Here is a 23,256-nt window from a genome sequence, read left to right as displayed (position 1 = left end):
ACGAACCGCCTTTATCGCCCTTGATCACCACGGGCGTGAAGGCAAAAGCGCGCCAGGATCGCCACATCGTGATCGGCCTGTCCGGCCTCCAGCGCCTCATCCACCGCGCGGCGCACCGGCATGAGTCCGTCGAGGCTCAAGCCCACCTCCTCGCCCAATCCGGCCACAATGCCCAGGTCCTTGTGGTAGAGCCCGATCTGAAAGCCCGGCTCAAAATCCCCATCCAGCAACCGCTGGCCGTGCACCTCGAGGATGCGTGAACCGGCAAAACCACCCATCAACGCCGCGCGCAGACGCGCCGGGGCCACCCCGGTCTGTTCGGCCAGCGCGAACGCCTCCCCGATCGCGACCAGGGTCTCGCCCACCACCAGCTGGTTGCAGGCCTTGGCGATCTGGCCGGCACCGCTATCGCCGACATGCGTCAGGGTGGAGCCCACCACCTCGAAGATCGGTCGCAGCCTCTCGACAACATCGACCGGCCCGCCCACCATCAGGCTCAGGGTCCCGGCCCGCGCGCCCGGCTCCCCGCCCGAAACCGGGGCATCCACGAAGGTCACTTCGCGTTCGGCAGCCGCGCGGGCTATAGCGCGGGTACGCATCGGGTCGATGGTGCTGTGGTCGATCACGATCAGTCCGGGACGGGCGTGCTCCAGGACCCCGTCCGGCCCCAGCATCAGCGCCTCGACATCCGGCGTATCGGAGACATTCAGCACCAGCACCCGCACGCCGCGAACCAGCTCCGCGAGGCTCGTGCATGGCTGCGCCCCATCCTGGGCGAGTGCTTCCGCCGTCTCCGGCCGGCGCGCCCAGACCTGGACGTCGACCCCGGCGGCGAGGAGGTTGCGATTCATGGGTGCCCCCATGATGCCGAGGCCAATGGCCCCGATCGGCTGCAGTTCGGGCGGGATCTGGGATGCGGACATACGGCACTCCGAAAACGGTACCCACGCACTGTAACAACCCCGCTGGAAAAGCGGCACATGGAGGGTGAACCGGATCATGCAACGCGAACACCTGCACGGCTCCCTGCTCGCCTTCACCGGCGTGATGGCGCTCAGCTTCGACGGACTGCTGGTGCGCCTGGCCGACACCCAGGGCATGGATATCGTCTTCTGGCGCGGGTTGCTGATGGCCCTCGCCCTGACCCTGCTGCTGCGTATCCTCGACGGACGCTGGGCCTGGACCCACCTGCGTCTCGGCGGGCGCGATGCCGGCTGGGTGGCGGCCGGGTTCGCGGCAACCACCATCCTGTTCGTGCTCGCCATCCTGCACACCACGGTCGCCAACGTGGTAGTCATCCTGGCGGCCTCGCCGCTGTTCGCGGCCGTGTTCTCCGGACTGCTGCTGCGCGAATGGGTGCCGCTGCGGACCTGGATCGCCATGCTGATCGCTATCGGCGGGATCGTCGGGGTGTTGGCCGGCTCGCTGGAGGCCGGGGGCTGGCTCGGCGACGCCCTGGCGCTGCTGGCTGCCCTGGTGGTCGGCATCAACCTGACCCTCCTGCGCCGCTCGCCCCAAGTGGACCGGCTGGCCGTGATCGCGGCGGGCGGGACGCTGGCCGCGCTGATCGCATGGCCGCTGGCGACGCCACTCGCGATCGGGCTCGAAAGCCTCGCGGTCCTGGCGATCATGGGCCTCGTCCAACTCCCGCTGGCGCTGACCCTGATCGCCCTGTCAACCCGCTTTCTGCCGGCCGGCGAGGTGGCCCTGTTCCTGGTGCTGGAGGCGGTGTTCGGCACGCTCTGGGTCTGGCTGTTCCTGGCCGAGGCCCCCAGCACCCTCACGTTGTTCGCTGGTGGCCTGGTTCTGCTCACCCTGGCCGTGCATGCAACCTGGGGCATACACCAAACCGGCTTACCCTAATATTCTAATTGTCGATTTTATATCAAATGCTTATCTTGTATTTGATCGGAATAATCGGCAACGGTTCCCGTCCTACCCATAACCGGAAACGAGAAGCACGGAAGCCCGCCATCGAATCCGGTCTGCTGATTTCAGTGCGACTTACGCCTCAGGCGCACTAAATACGAAACACACGGGAACAATCGCAGGAGCCCGATCATGAAAAAGCGTTTTATCCTTCCGCTCGCCCTAGCCGCCGCGGCCCTCACCTTGCCGGGCACCGTTGCCGCCGATGATTTCGACTACGGCACCCACAAGGTCGTCTACCACGTGAACTATGACGACACCGGCCGCTACATGGGGGCGATGGGCAACATCCAGAACCACATCAACGCCGTCGGCGCGGAAAACATGGAGATCAAGGTCGTGATGCACGGCGACGGCCTCGGTCTGCTGCGAACCGCGAAGGAGCATGACGATCTGCGCGCCCGGGTCGACAACCTGAAGCTGCAGAACGTCGACTTCCAGGTCTGTGCCAACACGCTGGCCGGGCGCAACATTGACCTTCATGAAGATCTCTACGATGCGTCCGAGGATGACATCATCCCGAGCGGCGTGGCTCACATCTCCTACCTGCAGAACAACGGCTTCTCCTACAGCAAGCCGTAAGCAACATGTTGTGTACCCCGGCGACCGCCATCTCCCGGTCGTCGCTTCGGGCCCGGGACTTCCCGGGCCCTTTTCTTTGGCGCACAGAACGGGAATAGGAGCATGCCCGATGCGTCTTATGTATACCTGTCCACCGGCTTCACCCCGAAGTCCCCGGTGACAGGGCGCCAACCCCGGCGCAAGGCCCCAAGGCGTACTGTAAACCCGCCCGGGCCCTGGGTTTTTTCCTGGAGGAACCTGTGCAATGAAGACGATGAAACTGATCCCACTGACCCTGCTCGCACTGCTGCTGAGCCTGCCCGGCCTGGCGGCCGCGAGCGACTTCGACTACGGCACCCACAAGGTCGTCTACCACGTCAACTATGACGACGAAAAACGCTATATGGGGGCGATGGGCAACATCCAGAACCACATCAACGCCGTTGGCGCCGAGAACATGGAGATCAAGGTGGTGATGCACGGCGATGGCCTCGGCCTGCTGCAGACCGCCAACACCAACGAGAACCTGCGCGGCCGCATCGAGAACCTGAAGATGCAGAACGTGGAGTTCCAGGTCTGCGCGAACACCCTGCGCGGGCGCAACATCGAGCTGAGTGAACTATTCGACGCGTCCGAGGACGACGTGATCCCGAGCGGCGTGGCGCATATCTCCTGGCTGCAGCACCAGGGCTACACCTACAGCAAGCCATAGCTCCGGCTCCCGATCCATCCACGGGAAGGCCCGGATCGCGAGATCCGGGCCTTTTTCATGGTGCCGCACCGGGACATTGGGGACACTGCTGCGAACCGGTATGGTATGCACTCACTATCCGCCACGAGTCCCGCCGTGTCCGCCATTCGCATCCAGCAGCTGTACAAGGCGTACGACGGCACCGCCGTAGTCGACGGCGTGGACCTCGAGATCGCCCCGGGCGAGTTTTTCGGGCTGCTGGGGCCCAACGGCGCCGGCAAGACCACTACCCTGCGCATGCTGCTGGGCATGACGCCGATCGACAGCGGGCAGGTCGAGGTCCTGGGCCTGCCCATGCCGGAGGGCGAACGCGCCGTGCGCGAACGGCTGGGCATCGTGCCCCAGTTCGACACCCTCGATCCCGACTTCACGGTGATCGAGAACATGCGCACTTACGCCGCCTATTTCGGAATGGCCGGGCCGGAGGTGGAGTCGCGCATCGACCGGCTGCTGGGGCAGGTCAACCTGAACGACAAGCGCGGCGCGCGCATCAATGCCCTGTCCGGCGGAATGAAACGGCGCCTGACCCTGGCCCGTGCGCTGATCAACGAACCCGAGGTGGTGGTGCTGGACGAACCCACCACCGGTCTCGACCCGCAGGCCCGCCATCACCTTTGGCGCCAGCTTCGGGCGCTGCGCGCCTCCGGCGTGACCCTCGTGCTGACCACCCACTACATGGAAGAAGCCGAGGAACTGTGCGACCGCATCGCGATCATCGACCACGGCCGCATCATCGCCTGTGATGCCCCGAGCCGGCTGATCGCCGAGCATATCGAGCCCTGGGTGCTGACCGTGGGCGGTGTGGACGCGGGCGAGGTCCTGCAGCGCGAGCTGGGCCCGAAGGACCGGGCCCACCAGGTCGCGGACACCTGGCTGGTCTATACCGCGGAGCCGGACCGGCTGCGCGAGCGCCTGCGCACGCTCGGCCACGAGCCCACCCTGCGCGAGGCGGATCTGGAAGACGTGTTCCTGAAACTCACCGGCCACGAGCTGAGGGACTGAGCCCATGTCCGGCGACCACCCCATCCTGCCCCGCCCCAGCCTGCGCTTCGTCGCCGTCTGGCGGCGCAACCTGCTGGTCTGGCGCAAGCTGATCGTGCCGTCGATGCTGGGCAATTTTGGCGAGCCGATCCTGTATCTGCTGGCCTTTGGCTACGGCTTCGGCAGCCTGGTGGGCGATCTCGACGGCATGCGCTACATGGTCTTCATTGCCTCGGGCATCATCTGCTCGTCCGCGATGTTCACCGCGAGCTTCGAGGGCATGTATTCCGCCTACACCCGCATGGCGGAACAGAACACCTGGCTGGGCATGCTTGCCACCCCGCTCACGCTGGATGACATCGTCTTCGCCGAGGCCGTCTGGGCCGCGACCAAGGGCCTGATCAGCGCCATTACCATCCTGATCGTCGCCAGCATGCTGGGGCTGGTCGCCGATGCCCGCGCCCTGCTCGCGCTGCCGGTGATCTTCCTCGCCGCGTTCACCTTCGGCGCGCTGGCCCTGGTCATCACGGCCCTGGCGCGCAGCTACGACTTCTTCCTCTACTACTTCACCCTGGCCGTCACGCCGATGTTGCTACTGTCCGGGGTGTTCTTTCCGCTGACCGAACTGCCCGGCTGGGTGCAGGGCCTGGCGCTGGCCCTGCCACTGGCGCATGTACTGGAGATCGTGCGCCCACTGATGACCGGCGCCTGGCCCACGGCCTGGCTGCCGCACCTGGCCGTGATCACCGCCTACGGCGGGAGCGCCATAGTCCTGGCCACCTACCTGATCCGTCGACGCCTGCTGCGCTGAACGCCGCGAGTCCCCAGTCCCGCTCCGGCACGGCACCCGGTTGTGACAGAATGTCGGGCTTCCCAGCCAGCCCGAGCCCACGATGACCGAGTCTTCCTCCGGCGAACCGATTGCCCCCTTCGACCCGACGGCCGACCGCCGCGAGTACCTGGCCACGGCCGCCGGCGGGCTCGCCCCGCTGGTGGCCCGCGAGCTGGAGAGTTTCGGTGCCCTGGACCTGCGCGAAGACCGCGCCGGCATCCACTTTCACGCGGATCTCGCCACGCTGTACCGCTGCCTGCTCGGCACCCGCGTGGCCAGCCGCATCCTGCTGCCGCTGGTACGCTTCGACGAACCCGACGGCGATGCCTGCTACGTCGCCAGCCGGGCCCTGGACTGGCCCGCCCTGTTCGGACTCGACGCCACCTTTGCGGTGGACGTGACCGGCAAGAGTTCGCACATCGGGCATACCCATTTCGCCGGGGTGCGCGTGAAGGACGGCATCGCCGACGCCTTCCGCGACGCCACCGGCGAACGTCCCGACGTGGACGCCGCGGATCCGGACGTGCGCGTGCTGCTGCAACTGCAGGGCCGACAGGCCCAGATCAGCCTGGACCTCGGCAACGGTGGCCTGCACCGTCGCGGCTATCGCGGCAGCGGCGGCGACGCCCCGCTGCGCGAGAACCTCGCCGCCGCGCTGCTGATGCGTGCCGGCTGGCCGGAACACCTGGAGACCCATCCCGACGCGCAGTTCCTCGACCCCTTCTGCGGCAGCGGCACTCTCGTGATCGAGGCCGCCCTGATGGCCACCCGTACCGCCCCCGGCCTGCTGCGCGAGGGTTTCCGCCCCCACGGCTGGTCCGGCCACGACACCGGGCTCTGGGACCGCTGCGTGGCCAAGGCGCGTGACGCGGTGCGCCCCTGGCAGGGCCCGCCGCTGCTGGGCAGCGACCGCGACCGGGGGGCGGTGGCCGCCGCCCGCAAGGCGGCCCAGGCCGCCGGCGTGCGCGACTGCACGCGCTTCGAGCAGGCTGATGCCCTGACCCTGGAGCCCCCGGCCGACCACGGCATGCTGGTTAGCAACCCGCCCTACGGCGAGCGCATCGGCAACACCCCGGAACTGATCAAGCTCTACAGCCTGCTGGGCGAGCGCCTGCGCAGCGCCTTCGGCGGCTGGCATGTCGCCCTGCTGGTGGCGGACACCACGGACTCGCAACGCCTGGGCCTGCGCGCCAGCCACAAGCACCGCTTCTACAACGGCACCCTTGCCTGCCACCTGCTGCAGTTCGAGATCCATCGGCGCGACGAGCCGGCCGCGGCCCCGGCGCCGGATTTCGCCAACCGGCTGCAGAAGAACCTGCGCCACCTGACCCGCTGGGCGCGGCGCCAGGAGATCACCTGCTATCGCATCTACGACGCCGACCTGGCCGAATATCCCCTGCAGATCGACCGCTACGAGGCCGAGGACGGCACAGTTCACCTGCATGTGCAGGAGTTTGCCGCGCCCGCCAGCGTCGATCCCGCACGCGCCGAGGCGCGTCTGCGCGGCGCACTGGCCGCGATGCTGGACGTTACCGGCGTCGAGCCCGCCCATCTGCATTACAAGCAGCGCCGGGCACAGAAGGGACGCTCGCAGTACCAGCGGGCGGAGACCGTCCAGCCCGCTCCGTTTCCGGTGCACGAGCACGGCTGCCGCCTGTGGGTCGACCTGGATGCCTACCTCGACAGCGGGCTGTTCCTGGACCACCGGCCGATGCGACTGCGCCTGCAACAGGAATGCCGCGACCTGCGCCTGCTGAATCTGTTCTGCTACACCGCCGCCGTCAGCGTGCATGCCGCGGTGGGCGGCGCCCGCCAGACCGTATCAGTCGATCTGTCCAACACCTACCTGGAGTGGGCCGAGGACAACTTCCGCGCCAACGGCCTGGAGGCCGAAATCCGCGATGGCCGCAGCCGGCGCCAGCCCGGCACCCACGCCCTGCTGCGCGAGGACGTGATCCACTGGCTGGAAGGGGCCACGGACACCCCCGGCATGGTGTTCGAGCGGATCTTCCTGGACCCGCCCACTTTCTCCAACTCCAAGCGCACCGAGGACGACTTCGAGGTGCAGCGCGACCATGCCCACCTGATCCTCCTGGCCGCGCGCCTGCTCACCCCGGATGGCGTGCTCTACTTCTCCACCAACCGCCGCCGCTTCGAGCTGGACCACGAGGCCCTGACCGGACTCAAGGCCCGCGACATCACCCGCGAGACGCTGGACGAGGACTACCGCCGCCCGCCCCCGCCCCATCGCTGCTGGGCCATCACGCACGAAGGCCGCGAATAAAGAGGCGGGGCGCCGAGGGCAACGGCGCCCCGCCCTGCACAGGGCACACACAAAAAAACGCCCCGGGAAAACCCGGGGCGTTTTGTCTTCACCGTGTCACGATCAACTCGGTGGGTAGAAGGTTTCCAGGTAATCCAGGATCTCCTCCTCCACTTCGGGGGAGAACTCCCAGAGCCCCTGGGTGTCCTGCATCCAGCGGATCTGTTCCAGCCAGATCTTGCGGGTGTACCCACGGCTGGTGAACAACCGGGCCGAGTGACATACCGTGCAATTGTTCTTGACCGTATCGAATCCCGGGGCCTTGATCAGCCCGGTTTCCGAGTCGGTCTTGTACTCCTCGGCCGCCTCGACGTGGTCGCCCGCAAATGCGGGCGCCACCCAGAGGAGGCCGAGGATGGCCGGCAACAACAGGACCATCTTCGACTTCATTGGTGCTCCTTACGCTTTGACGCGGACATCGATGTGGTGGGCCTTGTTGTTGCCGTAGCCCCGCGGGTTCCAGCCCGGCAGCACCATCGGCTGACGATCACCCTTGCTGTTGGTGGCCACGGCCCACACCTGATGGAAACCGGGTTCGGAGAACTCGATATCCGCTTCCCAGGTCTGCCAGGCGAACTTGTTCACCGGACGCTTCAGGTCGGCCTTCTGCCAGGTCACCCCGAAGTCGGTGGAGACATGGAGCTCTTCGACATCGCCGTACCCGTCCCAGGCCTTACCTGCTACCTTGAACGTGCTGCCCACCAAGGCCTCGGCGCCGGTTTGTGGGTAGGTGATCAGCGACTTCACCGGCATCTCTTCGAGAACCACCATGTCCTCGTTCGGCACATCCGCACCCGGTTCCACCGGATGTCGCGGCATACGGTAGCTGTGACCGGTCATGCCCTGACCGTCATGCTCGCGATCACGGACGAGGATCTCGGTCAGCCACTTGCCGCTGGCGGAACCCGGGAAGCCCGGGGTGATCAGGCGCAGCGGATAGCCGTGCTGTTCCGGGATGTCTTCGCCATTCATCGCCCAGACGATGAGGGTCTCGTCTTCCACGGCCTTGCGCATGGGGCAGCCACGCGACAGCGCATCCAGATCATCACGACCGCTCAGGTGCGCGTCACCAGCCTTGAAGCCAATGTACTCGGCCTTGTCGGCATCGTAACCGACGTCTTCCAGCACGTCGCGCAGACGCACACCGGTCCAGGTCGGACAGCCGATTGCGCCCAGATCCCACTGGTTACCGCGCGGCGACGGCGAGAACGCGGCGCGACCATTGCCGCCACACTCGATCCAGATCTGCAAGGTGTGATGCTCAAACTTCTCCTTCAGGTCCGCGATGGTGTAGGACTTTTCTCCGTTTGCCGCTTCGCCGTGCACCGTCAGGGTCCATGCGGATGCATCGATCCCGGCCTTCTCCGGCGGAACGCCGTTGTTACGGACAAACATATTGGGGAACGGCGTCACTTCGTCGTGCAGCAGGTGCGGCGGCAGCTCGCCGTTGATCGGGCGGTCATTCAGCCAGATAACGCCGTCCACCTTGCCCTCCACGTGAAAGCCTTCGATGCCGGCGGCCACGGCGCTGGACAGGGTGCTGCGGTTGAACATGGTCTGCATGGCGGTTTCCGCGCCCAGACCCATCACGGCCAGGGCGGCACCGCCCTTGCCCAGGCGACCCAGGAAACCGCGACGGGCGACGCCCGTCTCGGTCAGCTGTTCGGTCTCCCGGATTTCTTCTTCGGACTTGCGGTCCATCTCGGAACCATCGTTCTTGTGGTCAGTCATTTGCCTGCCTCCGGCTTGTTCTCGGAACAAAATTTCATGTACTGCCCCTCTCTCCCTGGGACAGCCACATGGAGTTGTAGCAAACGCCTTCAAAGCCTGCAATAAAAAATGGGGATTTTTTACAAGATCCAAACATTCCTACATAACGCCTGTATTCGATCACTGACATGTGGTGTAGAATAGCGCCCCACTGAATCTTGCAACTTTCTGATCCAAATACCTTATTAACCATTTTTAATATTAATGGATGCTACATAATGAAGATCAAGTTTTGTCGTTCCGCATATTCCGGCTTTATTATATTTACAGCAGCGCTGATCGGCTCAATGCTCGCAGGCGGCATTGCCAGTGCAGAGTCGGAAGCATCCATCGAAATCCACGAAATCGAAGCCGGCGAAGGGCCCGGGATCGTGCGCCATGACACGGCCATCCTGCATTACACCGGGACACTGGAAGAAGACGGGAGCGTTTTCGATTCCAGCCGCGAGTCCGGCACGCCATTTGCGCTCACGCTGGGCGCGGGCCAGGTGATCCCGGGCTTCGAACAGGGCGTGATGGGCATGCGCGAAGGCGGCAAGCGCGAGATCGTCATCCCGCCGGAACTCGGCTATGGCGAACGCGGAGCCGGCAACATCATCCCGTCCAACGCGACCCTGCGCTTCGAGGTCGAGATCCTCGAAGTCGAACGCGCGCCCTTTAGCGGGCTGGACAACGAAGGCCTGGCCGAGAAGATCCGTGAGGGCGCAACCATCGTCGACATCCGTCGTCCGGACGAATGGGCGGAGACCGGCGTGATCGAGGGCAGCCACCGCATTACCGCCTTCGACGAGAATGGCGAACTCGACCCGACCTTTGGCGAACAGTTCACCAATCTGGTCAAGCCCGACGAGGAAGTCGTACTGATCTGCCGTGTGGGCAACCGCACCGGTGCCCTCGCCCGCGCTTTGGCCGACGGCCTTGGCTACGAGAACGTCTACAACGTGACCGACGGGATCATGGAATGGCTGGACGACGATCGCCTGGTACAGCACGACTGCCCGGAAACCGCCGAAACGGCCCAGTGCTGATCTCAGAGTGAGTGCGTCGGGGGTGCCGGCTCCGGATCGGCATCCCCGTCATCGAGATCGAGACGCTGGTTCGTGCCCGGACCGGCGTCTTCTTTCGCGGCCGGTGGCGACAGGCTAAGGCCCGCGTCGGAGGCCACATCCGCGAGGTCGCGGATCTGGTCCAGCGGCGGCAGTTCCTCCAGTCGCTGCAGACCCAGGTCGTCGAGAAAGCTACGGGTGGTCGCGTACAGCGCGGGCCGGCCCGGCACCTCCTTGTGCCCTACCACCCGCACCCACTCGCGCTCCTGCAGCGTGCGCATGATCCCGGTACTGACCGCCACCCCGCGCACGGCCTCGATCTCGGCACGGGTGACCGGCTGGCGATAGGCGATGATCGCCAGCGTCTCCAGCAGGGCCCGTGACAGCCGCGCCGGGCGCTCGGGCTGGGCGGCCTGCACGGTCGCGGAGAAGCGCGAACGCACGCGGAAGCGATACCCGCCAGCGGAGCGCACCAGCTCGATCGCACGATCGTGATAGCGTTCCTGCAGACGACCAAGCGCCCGTTCCAGTAAGGCCTGATCGATCTCGCCAAGGTCCTCGCAGGCAGCCTTCAGGTCGCGCGGCCCCACCGGTTCCGCGGCCGCAAACAGCACGGCCTCCACCGCCAGCTCGACGGCCCGCAACTGCTCGTCATCAACGGCGGCGGCACGCACCTGCACATTCGATACAGTGGGTTCACTCACACCAGTTCTCCCCCTTCGTCTCCCACGGGCGCCCCACGCCGGCGCAACCGGATAGGGCTGTAGGGTTCGCTCTGGCCCCACTCGATCAGGCCGGCCTTGGTCAGCTCCAGCACAGCCAGGAACGACACCACGACTCCCTGGCGCCCCTCGGTAGCCAGAAGCAGGGTCACGAAATCGGTGAAGCGTTCGGGATCCAGGCTGTCGAGGATGTTCGACATGCGTTCGCGCACCGACAGCTGCTCGGTGGAGACATGGTGGTGCGCCATCAGACTGGCACGGTGCATCACCGCCGCCAGCGCCTCCATGAGCTCGTCCAGCGTCGGCCCGGGCGGCGGTGGACCCTCGAGCGCCTCGACGCTGGCGCCGGCGGCGAATACATCGCGATCCATGCGCGGGAGGGCATCCACTCGTTCGGCGGCAATCTTGAACTGTTCGTATTCCTGCAGCTGCCGGATCAGCGCCATGCGCGGGTCGGCATCCTCGTCTGCATCGGCCTCCTTCGGCCGTGGCAGAAGCATGCGCGACTTGATCTCGGCCAGCAGGGCGGCCATCACCAGATATTCCCCCGCCAGTTCCAGGCGCAGGGCCTGCATTACCTCGATATAGCCCATGTACTGCCGAGTAATCTCGGCGATGGGGATCGACAGGATGTCGAGGTTCTGGCGACGGATCAGGTACAGCAACAGATCCAGCGGCCCCTCGAAGGAGTCGAGAAACACCTCCAGGGCGTCCGGCGGGATATAGAGATCGGCCGGCAGCTCCGCCACCGGCTCGCCATGCACGCGATAAAGCACCTCCCCGTGCGCGCCGGTCTCGACGGCCGCGGGGCGCTCGAGGTCGTCGCTCGAGTCAGCGTACGGGTCCATGCCTCAGACTCTGGCTCATCGCAGGTAGTCCAGGCCCATGGCCCGGCGCACCTCTTCCAGGGTCTCGCGGGCCTCTTCGCGGGCGGCCTCGGAGCCCTCGACGATGATGGAGCGCACCAGCGCCGGGTCCTCGGCGTATTCCTTGGCACGTTGCTGGATGGGTTCCAGCTCGGCCTGCACCGCCTCGATCAGCGGGCGCTTGCAGTCGAGGCAGCCGATGCCGGCCGTGGTGCAGCCGGCGTACAGCTCCTCGCGCTGGCTCGCGTCGGTGTAGACCTTGTGCAGATCCCATACCGGGCACTTTTCCGGATCCCCCGGATCGGTGCGCCGCACCCGCGCGGGGTCCGTCGGCATGGTACGGATCAGGCTCTCCACCTCGGCCGGCTCGGTGCGCAGGCTGATGGTGTTGCCGTAGCTCTTGGACATCTTGCGCCCGTCCAGCCCCGGCATCTTCGAGGCCGGGGTCAGGCGCGGCTGCGGCTCCGGCAGGATGATCTTGCCACCACCCTCGAGGTAGCCGAACAGGCGCTCGCGATCCCCCAGCGAGATGTTCTGCTGCGAATCGAGCATGGCCCGGGCGACCTCCAGCGACTCTTCTTCACCCTGCTCCTGGAACCGCTTGCGCAGGTCGCGGTAGCGCTTGGCGGCCTTCTTGCCCATCTTGTCGGCGGCCGCCTCGGCCTTCTCCGCAAAGCCGGGCTCGCGGCCGTAGAGGTGATTGAAACGCCGCGCGATCTCGCGTGTGACCTCCAGATGCGACACCTGGTCCTCGCCCACCGGGACCATGCCCGCGCGGTAGGCCAGCACGTCGGCGCTCTGCAGCACCGGATAGCCGAGGAATCCGTAGGTCGCCAGGTCCTTCTCGCGCAGCTGCTCCTGCTGATCCTTGTAGGTCGGTACCCGCTCCAGCCAGCCGAGCGGGGTAATCATCGACAACAGCAGATGCAGCTCGGCGTGCTCCGGCACGCGCGACTGCACGAACAGCGTCGCGGACCCCGGGCTCACTCCGGCCGCCAGCCAGTCGATGACCATCTCGGTCACGTGCTGCTGCAGGTCACCCGGATCCTCGTAATGGGTGGTCAGCGCATGCCAGTCGGCGACGAAGAAGAAGCACTCGTAGTTGTGCTGCAACTCGATCCAGTTCTTCAGCACACCGTGGTAGTGGCCCAGATGCAGGCGCCCGGTGGGGCGCATGCCGGAGATCACGCGCTGGTTGGTACCCTGGTTACTGCTCACGGAATCTATCCCTTCCTCTCAGAATAAAACGGGCGCGTCCACGCCCGGACAGTCGTCTCAGAACATGCCGCCGGAGAAGGCGAACAGCAAGGCCAGAAGCATTGCCGTGCGATCCACATCGTTGATGCGCACACGGCCGTCCGCCATCGCCAGCGTGCCGTGCCAGTAGCCGGCCTCGGCATCGCGACGGACCCAGCCATCCGCGGCCAGGGCATGCAACTGCGCGTCCAGGTCGATATCGGGATACGCGGCGTCGAATTCGGCCACCCATTCCAGCCCGAGTCGCAGATCGCTGTCCAGCCGCAGGGTCTCCAGCGGGCGGGTCGTCAGACTTTGCTGCGTGCCATGTAGGCCGAGCTCGGCGTCCAGCGCGAACTGCCGCGTCGGCTCCTCGTTCAGCGACGCCTTCAACTGGATCGCCGGCTGGTGTTCAATCATGCCGCCCAGGGCATCGATCATCGCCGAACCGATCAGGGCATTGCGCTGCTCGCCCGCGACGCCACGCGCGTCGACCGCTTCCAGCTCGGCCAGAAACTGCAGCATGCTGGGACGGTCCCAGCGCAGGATCCCCGCCTGCAGGTCCAGGGCCGTCAGCGTCAGGGCATCCCCCGCACCATCATCCACCCGGGCGTGATCGACCTGCAGCCGCAGGCGCGAATCCATGCGGTCGTTGTTCGTATGCTGGAAGGCGTCGAGGCGCGGGCGCTCCAGGTGAAGGCGGGTCGCCTCGCCCTCACGCAATTCGATCACGGCCGCCGCCAGGCCGCCTTCGTAGTCCGGCAGCCGTCCGAAGACCCCGTCGGCATCGGCCTCGAATACCGTGGCATAACGCGCCTCGCGCGCCTCCCACGAGAAACTGGCATCGGACAATCTCGTTTCCGGCAGGTCCAGGCTCACCAGGATCTGCTCGGACGACCAGGCGAAGCGCCCCTGGCCCGCCGCAAGATCCAGCCACAGCGGGCCGCCCACCGTAGCGGCGTGTTCGGCCACCTCGGGCACGCTCATCAGGTCCATGCGCAGATCGTCGAACGCAATGCGGGTGGTCACGCCACCGCCGATCCCCGAGCGCGAATGCACCTGCAGATCCAGCGAGCGCAACAGGTGGGCGAGCAGCGAGTCGTCCGGGGCGGCCAGGGTATCCAGATCCACGAAGGAATCGCCGCGCGCCCCCAGCAGGCCATGGCGCACAGCGTGTACCAGGGGGATCTCGAAGCGCCCGTCGGCATCCTCCAGGATCAGCCGACTGCGACCGCTGGCGGCCAGGTAGCCACGCTCGTATTCGAGCATCTCGTGACGCAGATACACCTCGCCAAGCTGAGCCTCGTGTGTCTCGGCGACGGTACCCTCGACCTGTGTGCCAACCACCACCGGCCAGATAGCCGCCACTGCCAGCACCACCACCGCAAGAACCACCCACTTACGCATTGCGCCTCCCTGCGGCCGTGCCGCGCCGTGATCCCCGCCGTCGGCCGGGGCTATTCATCCAGAAATCCCACGTCGCCCAAGCCATGCCGCATCACCTCGGGCGCGTCGCCGGTTAGATCCACCACACTGGTGGCCTCCAGGGTCCCCGCGCCGCCGTCAATCACCAGATCCACCACCTTGCCCAGGCGCTCCTCGATCTCCCAGGGCTCGCTCAACGGGTGTTCATCCCCAGGGAGTTGCAGGGTCGCGGACATCAGCGGCGACCCCAGCTCTTCCAGCAGCGCCGAGACAATCGGGCTCGCCGGCACGCGCATGCCGATCGTACGGCGCTTCGGGTGCTGCAGCCGTCGCGGGACCTCGCGGGTGGCGGGCAGAATGAACGTGTAGGCCCCCGGGGTCAGGGCCTTCATCAGGCGAAAGGCGGTGTTGTCCACCTTCGCGTACACGCCCAGTTCCGAGAGATCGCGGCACAACAGCGTCAGGTGATGGGTCTCGTCCACCTGACGGATGCGGCGAATGCGATCCGCCCCCGTCTTGTCCCCCGGCAGGCAGGCCAGCGCATAGCAGGCATCCGTCGGGAGGGCGATGACGGCCCCCTCCTGCAGCTGGTCCAGGACCTGCCGTATCAGCCGGGGCTGGGGATTATCGGGGTGGATCGAGATCATGGGACAAGTCGGTGCGGTGTTCGGCCGCGCAGTGTAGCGCATCCATCGGCGCGCCCATAAGAACGAGCCCTTAAGGAGACGCTGATTGAATCGCGCGCTCGCGCTCGAGTCGCTTTTGCGTGCGAACAAGGCGCGGTGACTGCCGTGCAGTCACTCTGCACAAAGGAACCGCAACGCTGTTCGCGCACAAAAGCGGCCGAGCCCCTACGTTCAATGGTTTGTGGGGTTGGTGCCCCCTGTTCCCCGATCCTGCGTTGCGCCGCTTGCGGGTAGACTCACTACCCGCTGCGCGACGCGCCTTGTCTCGGAAAACAGGGGGCACCAACGCGAGCGCGCGATTCAATCAGCGTCTCCTTGACGGCATCCGGCCACGGACATCGTTAGAATGACGCCCTTACCGAGGAGAACGCCGATGCTGTACATGATTCAGGGCGAGGATGCCCCCGATTCGCTGGATGCGCGCCTGGCCGCGCGCCCGGAACACGTCGCCCGACTGCAGGCCCTGCGCGACGACGGACGCCTGATCCTGGCCGGCCCCTGCCCCGCCATCGACAGCAACGACCCCGGCCCGGCCGGCTTCACCGGCAGCCTGATCGTCGCGGAGTTCCCCTCGCTGGATGCCGCACGTGAATGGGCCGACGCCGACCCCTACGTGGCCGCGGGCGTGTACACCGCGGTCGACGTACGCCCATTCAAGCAGGTGTTCTGATGAAGCTGCGCATCCTGACCACAGCCCTCGGCGCCCTGGCCTTCGCCGGCCTGCTCGCCGCCTGCGACACGCAGGAACAGGCCACGCCGGAGTCCACCGGTGACGAAGTCACCACGGGTACCGGGGACGCCGATACCGTCGCCATCGTCAACGGTGAGGCAATCACCCGCGCCGACCTGTTCGCCTACGCCGGCATGGACGAGGATCCCGGCCCGGTCGAGAGCGACGGCACGCTGGAGGAACTGATCAGCCTTGAACTACTGCGTCAGGAGGCGATCGCCCGCGGGCTGGATACCGATGCCGAGACCCGGCGCATCCTGCGCATGGTCGAGACCAACCTGCTGGCTTCGCTGCTGATGGAGCGCATCACCGCAGAGCTCGACATCACCCAGGCGGACCTCGAGGCGGAGTACGACCGCCAGATCGAACAGATCCGCGGCACCGAATATCGCGCTCGGCACATCCTGGTGGAAGAGGCGGAACGCGCCCGCGAACTGCTCGAAGAGCTGGAGGCCGACGCGGACTTTGCCGAACTGGCCGAGGCCCATTCCACCGATCCGGGCTCGGCGGCCCGTGGTGGCGAACTCGGCTGGTTCGCCCCGGAACAGATGGTCCCCGCGTTCAGCGAGGCGGCCATGGCGCTGGAACCGGGCGAGACCACCGCGGAACCGGTCGAGAGCCGCTTCGGCTGGCACATCATCCGCCTGGAGGAAACCCGCGATACCCCGGTGCCGGAACTGGAAGAAGTGCGCGCCGAGCTGATCGAGATCCTCGAAAGCCGCGCCATCCAGGAGTACCTGGAGGCGCTGCGCGAAGACGCCAACGTCGAGATCCCGACCCGGCCCGCCAACCAGTAAGGCCGGAACGCGACGCCCCCAAAGGGTACGCCGCGGCCATTTCAGTGCCCGTCGTGCCCGGCCCCGTGGTCCATGCCGTGAGCGTCTCCGTCCATCATGTGCCCGCGGGGGTGACCCTCACCGGCACCCTCGCTCCGCTGCACCCGGGCATGAATCGCCATGGTTTCGCCGTCGGCAAACTCCAGGAGCACCGGGATCCAGTCCCCCGCCGTCAGCGGCTCGTGCAGGCCGATGAACATCAGATGCAGTCCGCCCGGCTCCAGCACCAGGGTCTCGCCAGCCGGGAGTTCCAGGCCGTCGACCTGACGCATGCGCATCACGCCATCCACATGGGCATGCTCGTGTAGCTCCACCACCTTCGCGATGGGCGCCTCCGCCGCAACGATTCGATAATCCTGATCGCCGCTATTGCGGAGCACGAAGTAACCACCCGTCATGTCGCCCGGCATCAGGCGAATCCACGGCGTCCCCTCCATCTCCAGGCCATCGCGGCACTCGCAGATCTGCGGGTCCTCGGCCAGGACCGGAGCCGCAACGCCGCCCGCCAGCAAACCCGCCGCCAAAAGGCCGCCAAGAAACAGTTTGGATCCCCTCATCGCCTTTATCCTCATTTAAGCAAACCGTAATATTGGCACAATAGGGACCGACCGCAACCGCGGGGGTTCCCCCACAAACCGCGATGGTATGATGTGGCCCGCTGCGGGAACCTCCGGCCCGCGCGCGTCTCCAAGCGACGAGCCATACCCGGCTTGCCAGTACCGCGAACAAATCGAGATACCCATGCCGCGCGCCCTCCGCCGAGCCATCCTCCCTGTCCTGATCCTCGCCGTCGCGGTGGTCGGATTCATGATTCTGCGCGCGACCGGGCCCTCGGCCCCGCCGCCGGAGGCCAGCGAACGCACCTGGCCGGTGCAGGGTCTGACCGCCGAGCCCGGCACCCACCGCCCGGGCATCATCCTGAACGGACGCAGCCAGTCCGCCCGCGATGCGCTGCTGCGTGCCGCAGTCGAGGGGGAGATCGAAGACGTGCCGGCGCGCGCAGGGCAGCGGGTGGCGTCGGGCGATGCCCTCGTCCGCATCGACCCGCGCGAGGCCCAGCTCCTGCTGGACCAGCGCGAGGCCGAACGCCGCGAACTGGAAGGCGCGGTCGAGAGCGAGGAACTGCGCGCCCGCTTCGACCGCGAGGCCTTGCAGCGCGAGCGCGAACTGCTGGCGATCGCCGAGCGCGGCCTGGAACGGGCCCGCGACCTGCGCGGACGCAACCTCGGTTCCGAAGCCGACGTCGATGCCGCCCGCGAACGTCTGCAACAGGCCAGCATCACCGTGGACAGCCGCGCGCAGGCCGTGGCCGATGCCCCGATGCGCCTGGCCCAGTCCGAGGCCCGCCTGGCGCGGGCCCGCGCCGCCGAGGCGCAGGCCGCGATCGACCTGGAGCGCACCACTATCCGCGCCCCTTTCGACGCGCGCATCGTCGAGGTCGAGGTCGCCACTGGCGAACGCGCCCGGCCGGGGGACCCGCTGCTGCGGCTGTACGCCGTGGACGATCTGGAGGTTCGCGCCAGCCTCCCGGAACACCTGGTCGCCCGGGTCGAGGCCCTGCTGCAGGCGGGCACGAGCCTCCCCGCACGCGCCATGGTCGGCGGCCACGAAATCGAAACGGAGCTGGCACGCCTAGAGGGCGAGACCCGCACCGGAGAATCCGGGATACGCGGGGTATTCGAGGTCCGCTCGGGGGGCCAGCGGCTGCCGCTGAACCGCTTCGTCGAGCTGCGCCTGCAACTGCCCGAGGAGCCCGACAGCCTTGCGGTCCCGTTCGAGTCGCTGTTCGGACGCGACCGCGTGTTCCGCGTGGTTGAAGGGCGCCTGGAGTCCCTGCAAGTGGAACGCCTGGGCGACTTTATCGACGCGGACGGCAACACCCTCGCCCTGATCCGCAGCGACGCGATCACCGCTGGCGACACCCTGATCGCCACCCGCCTGCCGAACGCCGTGGATGGCCTGCGGGTCGAGGTCGAAGCCCAGGATTCCGTGCAATGAGCGAGTCCGAACCCGGCCCCGCGCCAGAGTCCGGGCCGCCGATGCCCGGCGGTGGCGCGCGGGACAACGACGCGTCCCCGCGCGGCCCGATCCAGCTGTTCCTGGAGCATCGCCTCGCCGCCAACCTGCTGATCGCGCTGATGCTGCTGGCCGGGGCCTTCGCCCTGACCAAACTCAATACCCAGTTTTTCCCCAACTTCGAGCTCGACTTCGTCACCGTCGAGGTGCCCTGGACCGGGGCCAGCGCGGAGGATGTCGAACGCGCCATCGTCGACCCGCTGGAGCAGGACCTGCGCACCGTCGACGGCCTGCGCAACATGACCTCCACCTCGGCGCTGGGCATCGGCGTGGTCACCATGGAGTTCGAGGCCGGGACCGACATGACCCTGGCGCTGGAGCAGGTCAACGACCGTGTGAACCAGCAGCGCAACCTGCCGGAGGCCGCCGAGACCCCGGTAGTCACCCGCATCATCCGCTACGAACCGGTGGCGCGGTTGCTTCTCACCGGCCCCGAAGACCCGCAGCAACTACGCATCCTCGCGCGTCAGTTCGAGCGCGAGCTGCTGGATGCCGGCATCGCGCGCATCGAGTTCACCGGCCTGACCGAGGACGAGATGGCCATCCAGGTGCCATCCGCAACGCTCTACCGCCTGGACATGACGCTCGCGGACATCGGCGAGCAGATCCGCGCCATGGCGCAGGACCTGCCAGCCGGCTCGGTGGGACGCGACGATACCGCGCGCCAGATCCGCAGCCTGGAACAGGCCCGCGACATCGTCAGCTTCGAACGCCTGATCCTGCGCGGCGACGGCGAGCTGGGGCGCCTGACGCTGGGCGACATCGCGACCCTCGACCTGCGCCACCGCGATGGCCAGGTGCGCGTCCGCGCCAACGGCCAGCGGGCGATCGAGATGCAGCTGCTCCGCTCGGAGACCGGCGACTCCCTCGCCGCTGCACAGGTACTGGAAGACTGGCTGGCCGAGACCCGCCCCGCCCTGCCACCAGGGGTTGATCTACAGGTCACCGACGCCTTCTGGGAGCTCCTGTCCGAGCGCATCACGCTGCTGTTGAAAAACGGTCTGGGCGGCCTGTTACTCGTCCTGGCGATCCTGTTCCTGTTCCTCAACCGCCACATCGCCCTGCGCGTGGCACTGGGCATCCCGATCGCGTTCACCGCCGCCTTCGTGGTGCTGTGGGTGGTCGGCGGCTCGATCAACATGATCTCGCTGTTCGGCTTCATCATGTCGCTGGGGATCATCGTCGACAACGCCATCGTCGTCTCGGAGCACGCCTACAGCCTGCACCAGCGCGGGCTCTCGGCCAGCCGCGCCGCGCGCGACGGCGCCCGGCGCATGGTCGGGCCGGTGATCGCCGCCTCTCTGACCACGGTAGCCGCCTTCCTGCCGCTGATGCTGATCGGCGGGATCATCGGCAACATCCTGTTCGACATCCCGCTGGTGGTGATCTGCGTCATTGTCGCCACCTTGCTGATCGCCTTCCTGATCCTGCCTGCCCACCTGAAGGGCGTGATGCACCGGCTCAAGCCGCCGCGCCCGGGCAGCCTGCGCGAGCGTTTCGACAACGGCTTCGAGGGCTTCCGCAACGGCGCCTTCCGCCGCGCAGTCACGGTCTCGGTCAATCATTCCGGCACCACTCTTGCCCTGGCCGTCGGCGCTCTGATCCTGGCCATCGGCCTGGCCGCCAGTGGGCGCATCGGCTTCACCTTCTTCCCGTCGCCGGAGGGCACCATCGTCAACGCCGGCGTCAACTTCGTCGCCGGCACCCCGCCGGAGCGGGTGGAGGCCTTCCTGATCCACGTCGAGGAGGCCCTGGCGGAGACCGAAGAGGAGCTCGGCGGCGACCTCGTGCGCGCCTCGGTCACCCGTCTTGGACGCGGCATCGACCCCGGCGACGGCAATGCCCCGCGCGGCGACCAATTCGGCAACATCCAGGTGGAGCTGATCTCGCCGGAGCAGCGCGAGGTCCGCAACCGCGAGTTCATCCAGGCCTGGGAAGAACGCGTGCGCCAGGCCCCGGGGATCGAGAACTTCAGCATCGACGAGCGCCAGACGGGCCCGCCCGGGCGCGACCTGGAGGTCCGCCTGACCGGGGACGACCCGCATGTGCTGAAGAACGCAGCACTGGAACTGGCAGACATCTTCGATGACTTCGCCGGCACCTTCGCCACCAACGACGACACCCCGTTCGGCCGCGAACAGCTGGTGTTTCAGGTCAATCCGGAGGGTCGCGCTTTGGGCCTGACCACCGAATCGGTCGGCGCCCAGTTGCGCGACGCCTTCGACGGCCACTTGGCCCAGCTCTACCAGGACGGGCTGGAAGAGGTCGAGGTGCGCGTGCGCCTGCCGGACCACGAGCGCCATTCCAGCGAAAGCCTGGAGCGGCTGAACCTGCGCCTGCCGAGCGGCGAATTCGCGCCACTCGGCAGCGTGGTCGATCTGCGCTCGCGCCAGGGCTTCGAGACCCTGCGCCATGCCGACACCCGCCTGGCCATCCAGGTCTCCACCGAGGTGGACCGCAGCGTGAACAACGCCGCGCGCATCCGCGCCGCGCTGGAGGACGGCCCGCTGGACGACCTCGCGGCGCGCTACGGCATCGAGTATTCGTTCGAGGGGCGCGCCGCCGACCAGGCCGAGACCTTCGCCGACATGCGCACGGGCCTGATCCTGGCGCTGGGGCTGATGTACATCACCCTGGCCTGGGTGTTCGGCTCCTGGGGCTGGCCGCTGATCGTGATGGCGATCATCCCTTTCGGCATCCTCGGCGCCTTGCTCGGGCACTGGATCCTGAACGTGGAGCTGACCATCCTGTCGCTGTTCGGCCTGTTCGGCTTGACCGGGATCGTGGTCAACAACTCGATCATCCTGGTGAGCTTCTACCAGGGCCTGCGCGAGGCCGGATTGGCCCTGCAGGACGCGATCGTCGAGGCCGCCTGCCAGCGCCTGCGCGCGGTCATCCTGACCTCGGTGACCACGATTGCCGGCCTGACGCCGCTGCTGTTCGAGCGCTCGGTCCAGGCCCAGTTCCTGATTCCGATGGCGATCTCCATCGTCTTCGGCCTGGCCATCGCGACCGTCCTGGTGCTGTTCGTGATCCCGGCCCTGCTGCGCCTCTACGAAGGCCTCTTCGACCGCGGCGCCACCACCACCCACCACGCCACCGAATAGCCCTCTCGGCCCGCCCGGGGCTTTGTATTTTCACCACGAAGCGCACGAAGACACGAAAAAGGGCTAGGTCAAGGGCGGTTGCACCACAGAGGGCACGGAGGGCACGGAGAAATGCGAGGGTGGTCCTGGGGGCCGAAAAGCTGGAGCGAGAAGACCGGTGAGTGGTCCAGTCAGACAGGTGGCGGGGCATTGATCCGCTTCCCTTGGCTCCACGACATCCTGCGCGGCTCGAAACCTTCTTCGATTTTCTCTGTGTACTCCGTGCACTCTGTGGTGCAATCGCCCTTCTTCGTGCCTTCGCGCGCTTCGTGGTTGATCAAACGAGACCGGCCCGACGGCATGTACTTACCCGACGGGCTATACTGGATTTGCATGTTTGAAGGGAGTTACCCGTGACCGCATCCCTCGCTCTCGATCAGATGACCACAACCGAAAAGCTCCGCGCCATGGAAGAGCTCTGGGAAGACTTGGCGCGCGATCCCGCGGATGTGCCGGTCCCCGATTGGCATCGCGACGTGCTGGAACAGCGCCAGGCGACCGCCGCCAGCGGTGAGGCCCGATTTCGCCCCTGGGACGACGCCAAGCGACGCCTGCGCAACGGGTAACGGCCTGCCTTGCGCTTGATCGAACTCCTCGACGCGGCGGAAGAGGACCTGGCCCCAGGGAGACGCTGGTTGAATCGCACGTTCGCGCTCGAGTCGCTTTTCCGTGCGAACAAGACGCGGTGACTGCCGTGCAGTCACTCTGCACAAGGGAACCGCAACGCTGTTCGCGCGCAAAAGCGGCCGAGCCCCTACTTTACTTGGCTTGCGGGGTTGGTGCCCCCTGTTCCCCGATCCTGCGTTGCGCCGCTTGCGGGTAGAACCACTACCCGCTGCTCGACGCGCCTTGTCTCGGGAAACAGGGGGCACCAACGCGAACGTGCGATTCAACCAGCGTCTCCCTGGGGGCTGCGTTCTACGCCTCCCGGTCACCGGGGCTGGGCGAGTATTTCCTCGATGCCCTCTTTTCCGACATCGACTCCCTGCTCCTGTACGCCGGTGTGCACGAGCAGCATCATGGTTTCCACCGTCTGCTGTCCCGCCGTTTCCCCTTCGCGATCTACTACCGGGTCGATGACGAGATCATCCGCGTCTACGCCATCCTCGATTGCCGTCAGTCCCCCGGCCATCTCGCCCCGCGCCTGAGCGATCCCGACGAGTAGCCCGGCTTTTCAACGAAGGAGGTCAAGGGCGGTTACAGGAAGGCTGGAAGACAAGAAGGATGATCGGGATGTGAGCCCTGGCGGGCGACTCGATACACCCCCGGTGTGCCTGTCATACACTCGACGACTTAACCCCGTCCCCCTTCCGATCTTCGCGTCTTCCTGTCGACGCCCT

At 66.7% G+C, this 23,256-nt stretch carries 22 protein-coding genes; 13 read left to right on the top strand and 9 right to left on the bottom strand.

The annotated features are described in order from the left end of the window. Positions 1–11: 11 nt before the first annotated feature. The gene (locus tag F816_RS0107895; RefSeq protein ID WP_019594286.1) at positions 12–923 is read right to left on the bottom strand and encodes an NAD(P)-dependent oxidoreductase; all 912 of its coding nucleotides are present in this window, start codon (positions 921–923) and stop codon (positions 12–14) included. A 76-nt stretch (positions 924–999) separates the two neighbouring features. Between F816_RS0107895 and F816_RS0107890 the strand changes: the two genes are divergently transcribed. The 6 genes from F816_RS0107890 (at position 1,000) to rlmKL (ending at position 7,338) form a co-directional block, all read left to right on the top strand. Beyond that, positions 1,000–1,863 carry a DMT family transporter gene (locus tag F816_RS0107890; protein ID WP_019594285.1) on the top strand — a complete coding sequence of 288 codons (864 nt, stop codon included), beginning with the start codon at positions 1,000–1,002 and terminating at the stop codon, positions 1,861–1,863. A 198-nt stretch (positions 1,864–2,061) separates the two neighbouring features. Continuing rightward, positions 2,062–2,511 (top strand): DsrE family protein, encoded by a 450-nt coding sequence (locus F816_RS0107885; protein ID WP_019594284.1) that lies wholly within the window; start codon positions 2,062–2,064, stop codon positions 2,509–2,511. A gap of 244 nt (positions 2,512–2,755) precedes the next feature. Continuing rightward, positions 2,756–3,202: a DsrE family protein gene (locus F816_RS0107880; RefSeq protein WP_019594283.1), complete on the top strand. Its 447-nt coding sequence runs from the start codon at positions 2,756–2,758 to the stop codon at positions 3,200–3,202. Between the two features lie 135 nt (positions 3,203–3,337). Continuing rightward, entirely contained in the window at positions 3,338–4,243 is a 906-nt protein-coding gene (locus F816_RS0107875) for an ABC transporter ATP-binding protein (RefSeq protein ID WP_019594282.1), read from the top strand. Positions 4,244–4,247: 4 nt separating this feature from the next. Then, positions 4,248–5,033, top strand: a complete 786-nt coding sequence (locus F816_RS0107870) for an ABC transporter permease (protein ID WP_019594281.1) — start codon at positions 4,248–4,250, stop codon at positions 5,031–5,033. Between the two features lie 82 nt (positions 5,034–5,115). After that, entirely contained in the window at positions 5,116–7,338 is a 2,223-nt protein-coding gene (gene rlmKL, locus F816_RS0107865) for a bifunctional 23S rRNA (guanine(2069)-N(7))-methyltransferase RlmK/23S rRNA (guanine(2445)-N(2))-methyltransferase RlmL (protein WP_019594280.1), read from the top strand. A gap of 102 nt (positions 7,339–7,440) precedes the next feature. Here rlmKL and F816_RS0107860 read toward each other — a convergent pair whose 3' ends face one another. After that, complete coding sequence (locus F816_RS0107860; RefSeq protein ID WP_018950348.1) at positions 7,441–7,767, bottom strand: hypothetical protein; 327 nt, start codon at positions 7,765–7,767, stop codon at positions 7,441–7,443. 9 nt (positions 7,768–7,776) lie between these two features. Continuing rightward, positions 7,777–9,108 (bottom strand): sulfite oxidase, encoded by a 1,332-nt coding sequence (locus F816_RS0107855; RefSeq protein ID WP_019594279.1) that lies wholly within the window; start codon positions 9,106–9,108, stop codon positions 7,777–7,779. A 326-nt stretch (positions 9,109–9,434) separates the two neighbouring features. On the opposite strand from F816_RS0107855, the gene F816_RS0107850 reads away from it, so the two are divergent. Next, positions 9,435–10,175, top strand: coding sequence for an FKBP-type peptidyl-prolyl cis-trans isomerase (locus F816_RS0107850; RefSeq protein WP_019594278.1), 741 nt, complete (start codon positions 9,435–9,437; stop codon positions 10,173–10,175). Positions 10,176–10,177: 2 nt separating this feature from the next. On the opposite strand, the gene scpB is transcribed toward F816_RS0107850, so the two are convergent. From scpB to F816_RS0107825, 5 genes are read right to left on the bottom strand one after another with little or no spacing between them, the layout of a single operon-like run. Then, complete coding sequence (gene scpB / locus F816_RS0107845; protein WP_026333195.1) at positions 10,178–10,897, bottom strand: SMC-Scp complex subunit ScpB; 720 nt, start codon at positions 10,895–10,897, stop codon at positions 10,178–10,180. Beyond that, a complete protein-coding gene (locus F816_RS0107840) occupies positions 10,894–11,763 on the bottom strand; it encodes a ScpA family protein (protein ID WP_019594276.1) in 870 nt (289 codons plus the stop codon). Before F816_RS0107840 ends, scpB begins: the two co-directional genes overlap by 4 nt. Positions 11,764–11,778: 15 nt before the next feature. Beyond that, complete coding sequence (locus F816_RS0107835) at positions 11,779–12,999, bottom strand: tryptophan--tRNA ligase (protein WP_018951017.1); 1,221 nt, start codon at positions 12,997–12,999, stop codon at positions 11,779–11,781. Between the two features lie 57 nt (positions 13,000–13,056). After that, positions 13,057–14,424, bottom strand: a complete 1,368-nt coding sequence (locus F816_RS0107830; protein WP_019594275.1) for a DUF945 family protein — start codon at positions 14,422–14,424, stop codon at positions 13,057–13,059. A gap of 50 nt (positions 14,425–14,474) precedes the next feature. Continuing rightward, complete coding sequence (locus tag F816_RS0107825) at positions 14,475–15,089, bottom strand: L-threonylcarbamoyladenylate synthase (protein ID WP_018168560.1); 615 nt, start codon at positions 15,087–15,089, stop codon at positions 14,475–14,477. A 412-nt stretch (positions 15,090–15,501) separates the two neighbouring features. On the opposite strand from F816_RS0107825, the gene F816_RS0107820 reads away from it, so the two are divergent. Together F816_RS0107820 and F816_RS0107815 are read left to right on the top strand one after the other, a co-directional pair. Beyond that, a complete protein-coding gene (locus tag F816_RS0107820; RefSeq protein WP_019594274.1) occupies positions 15,502–15,798 on the top strand; it encodes a YciI family protein in 297 nt (98 codons plus the stop codon). After that, entirely contained in the window at positions 15,798–16,655 is an 858-nt protein-coding gene (locus F816_RS0107815) for a peptidylprolyl isomerase (protein WP_019594273.1), read from the top strand. Before F816_RS0107820 ends, F816_RS0107815 begins: the two co-directional genes overlap by 1 nt. A gap of 41 nt (positions 16,656–16,696) precedes the next feature. On the opposite strand, the gene F816_RS0107810 is transcribed toward F816_RS0107815, so the two are convergent. After that, positions 16,697–17,251 carry a copper chaperone PCu(A)C gene (locus F816_RS0107810; RefSeq protein ID WP_019594272.1) on the bottom strand — a complete coding sequence of 185 codons (555 nt, stop codon included), beginning with the start codon at positions 17,249–17,251 and terminating at the stop codon, positions 16,697–16,699. A gap of 184 nt (positions 17,252–17,435) precedes the next feature. Here F816_RS0107810 and F816_RS0107805 point away from each other — a divergent pair, with 184 nt between their 5' ends. From F816_RS0107805 to F816_RS15065, 4 genes are all read left to right on the top strand, one after another. Then, positions 17,436–18,692: an efflux RND transporter periplasmic adaptor subunit gene (locus tag F816_RS0107805; protein WP_019594271.1), complete on the top strand. Its 1,257-nt coding sequence runs from the start codon at positions 17,436–17,438 to the stop codon at positions 18,690–18,692. Continuing rightward, the gene (locus tag F816_RS0107800) at positions 18,689–21,877 is read left to right on the top strand and encodes an efflux RND transporter permease subunit (protein ID WP_019594270.1); all 3,189 of its coding nucleotides are present in this window, start codon (positions 18,689–18,691) and stop codon (positions 21,875–21,877) included. The genes F816_RS0107805 and F816_RS0107800 overlap by 4 nt, the downstream gene beginning before the upstream one ends. Positions 21,878–22,296: 419 nt before the next feature. Next, positions 22,297–22,482 carry an addiction module protein gene (locus tag F816_RS0107790; RefSeq protein WP_026333194.1) on the top strand — a complete coding sequence of 62 codons (186 nt, stop codon included), beginning with the start codon at positions 22,297–22,299 and terminating at the stop codon, positions 22,480–22,482. Positions 22,483–22,820: 338 nt separating this feature from the next. Further along, positions 22,821–23,081, top strand: a complete 261-nt coding sequence (locus tag F816_RS15065; RefSeq protein WP_081622682.1) for a hypothetical protein — start codon at positions 22,821–22,823, stop codon at positions 23,079–23,081. Positions 23,082–23,256 lie beyond the last annotated feature (175 nt).

It is taken from the genome of Thioalkalivibrio sp. ALM2T (genome assembly GCF_000381505.1).
Taxonomy (GTDB): Bacteria; Pseudomonadota; Gammaproteobacteria; order Ectothiorhodospirales; family Ectothiorhodospiraceae; genus Thioalkalivibrio; species Thioalkalivibrio versutus.
The sequence above is the reverse complement of the archived record's forward strand: the minus strand, read 5'-3'. Positions and strand labels throughout refer to the sequence as shown.

What these genes read in the sequence shown, in the direction of transcription:
- F816_RS0107895 (WP_019594286.1), bottom strand. Translation starts at nt 923, where the DNA reads ATGTCCGCATCCCAGATCCCGCCCGAACTGCAGCCGATCGGGGCCATT.
- F816_RS0107890 (WP_019594285.1), top strand. Translation starts at nt 1,000, where the DNA reads ATGCAACGCGAACACCTGCACGGCTCCCTGCTCGCCTTCACCGGCGTG.
- F816_RS0107885 (WP_019594284.1), top strand. Translation starts at nt 2,062, where the DNA reads ATGAAAAAGCGTTTTATCCTTCCGCTCGCCCTAGCCGCCGCGGCCCTC.
- F816_RS0107880 (WP_019594283.1), top strand. Translation starts at nt 2,756, where the DNA reads ATGAAGACGATGAAACTGATCCCACTGACCCTGCTCGCACTGCTGCTG.
- F816_RS0107870 (WP_019594281.1), top strand. Translation starts at nt 4,248, where the DNA reads ATGTCCGGCGACCACCCCATCCTGCCCCGCCCCAGCCTGCGCTTCGTC.
- rlmKL (WP_019594280.1), top strand. Translation starts at nt 5,116, where the DNA reads ATGACCGAGTCTTCCTCCGGCGAACCGATTGCCCCCTTCGACCCGACG.
- F816_RS0107860 (WP_018950348.1), bottom strand. Translation starts at nt 7,767, where the DNA reads ATGAAGTCGAAGATGGTCCTGTTGTTGCCGGCCATCCTCGGCCTCCTC.
- F816_RS0107855 (WP_019594279.1), bottom strand. Translation starts at nt 9,108, where the DNA reads ATGACTGACCACAAGAACGATGGTTCCGAGATGGACCGCAAGTCCGAA.
- F816_RS0107850 (WP_019594278.1), top strand. Translation starts at nt 9,435, where the DNA reads ATGCTCGCAGGCGGCATTGCCAGTGCAGAGTCGGAAGCATCCATCGAA.
- F816_RS0107840 (WP_019594276.1), bottom strand. Translation starts at nt 11,763, where the DNA reads ATGGACCCGTACGCTGACTCGAGCGACGACCTCGAGCGCCCCGCGGCC.
- F816_RS0107830 (WP_019594275.1), bottom strand. Translation starts at nt 14,424, where the DNA reads ATGCGTAAGTGGGTGGTTCTTGCGGTGGTGGTGCTGGCAGTGGCGGCT.
- F816_RS0107825 (WP_018168560.1), bottom strand. Translation starts at nt 15,089, where the DNA reads ATGATCTCGATCCACCCCGATAATCCCCAGCCCCGGCTGATACGGCAG.
- F816_RS0107820 (WP_019594274.1), top strand. Translation starts at nt 15,502, where the DNA reads ATGCTGTACATGATTCAGGGCGAGGATGCCCCCGATTCGCTGGATGCG.
- F816_RS0107815 (WP_019594273.1), top strand. Translation starts at nt 15,798, where the DNA reads ATGAAGCTGCGCATCCTGACCACAGCCCTCGGCGCCCTGGCCTTCGCC.
- F816_RS0107810 (WP_019594272.1), bottom strand. Translation starts at nt 17,251, where the DNA reads ATGAGGGGATCCAAACTGTTTCTTGGCGGCCTTTTGGCGGCGGGTTTG.
- F816_RS0107805 (WP_019594271.1), top strand. Translation starts at nt 17,436, where the DNA reads ATGCCGCGCGCCCTCCGCCGAGCCATCCTCCCTGTCCTGATCCTCGCC.
- F816_RS0107800 (WP_019594270.1), top strand. Translation starts at nt 18,689, where the DNA reads ATGAGCGAGTCCGAACCCGGCCCCGCGCCAGAGTCCGGGCCGCCGATG.
- F816_RS0107790 (WP_026333194.1), top strand. Translation starts at nt 22,297, where the DNA reads ATGACCACAACCGAAAAGCTCCGCGCCATGGAAGAGCTCTGGGAAGAC.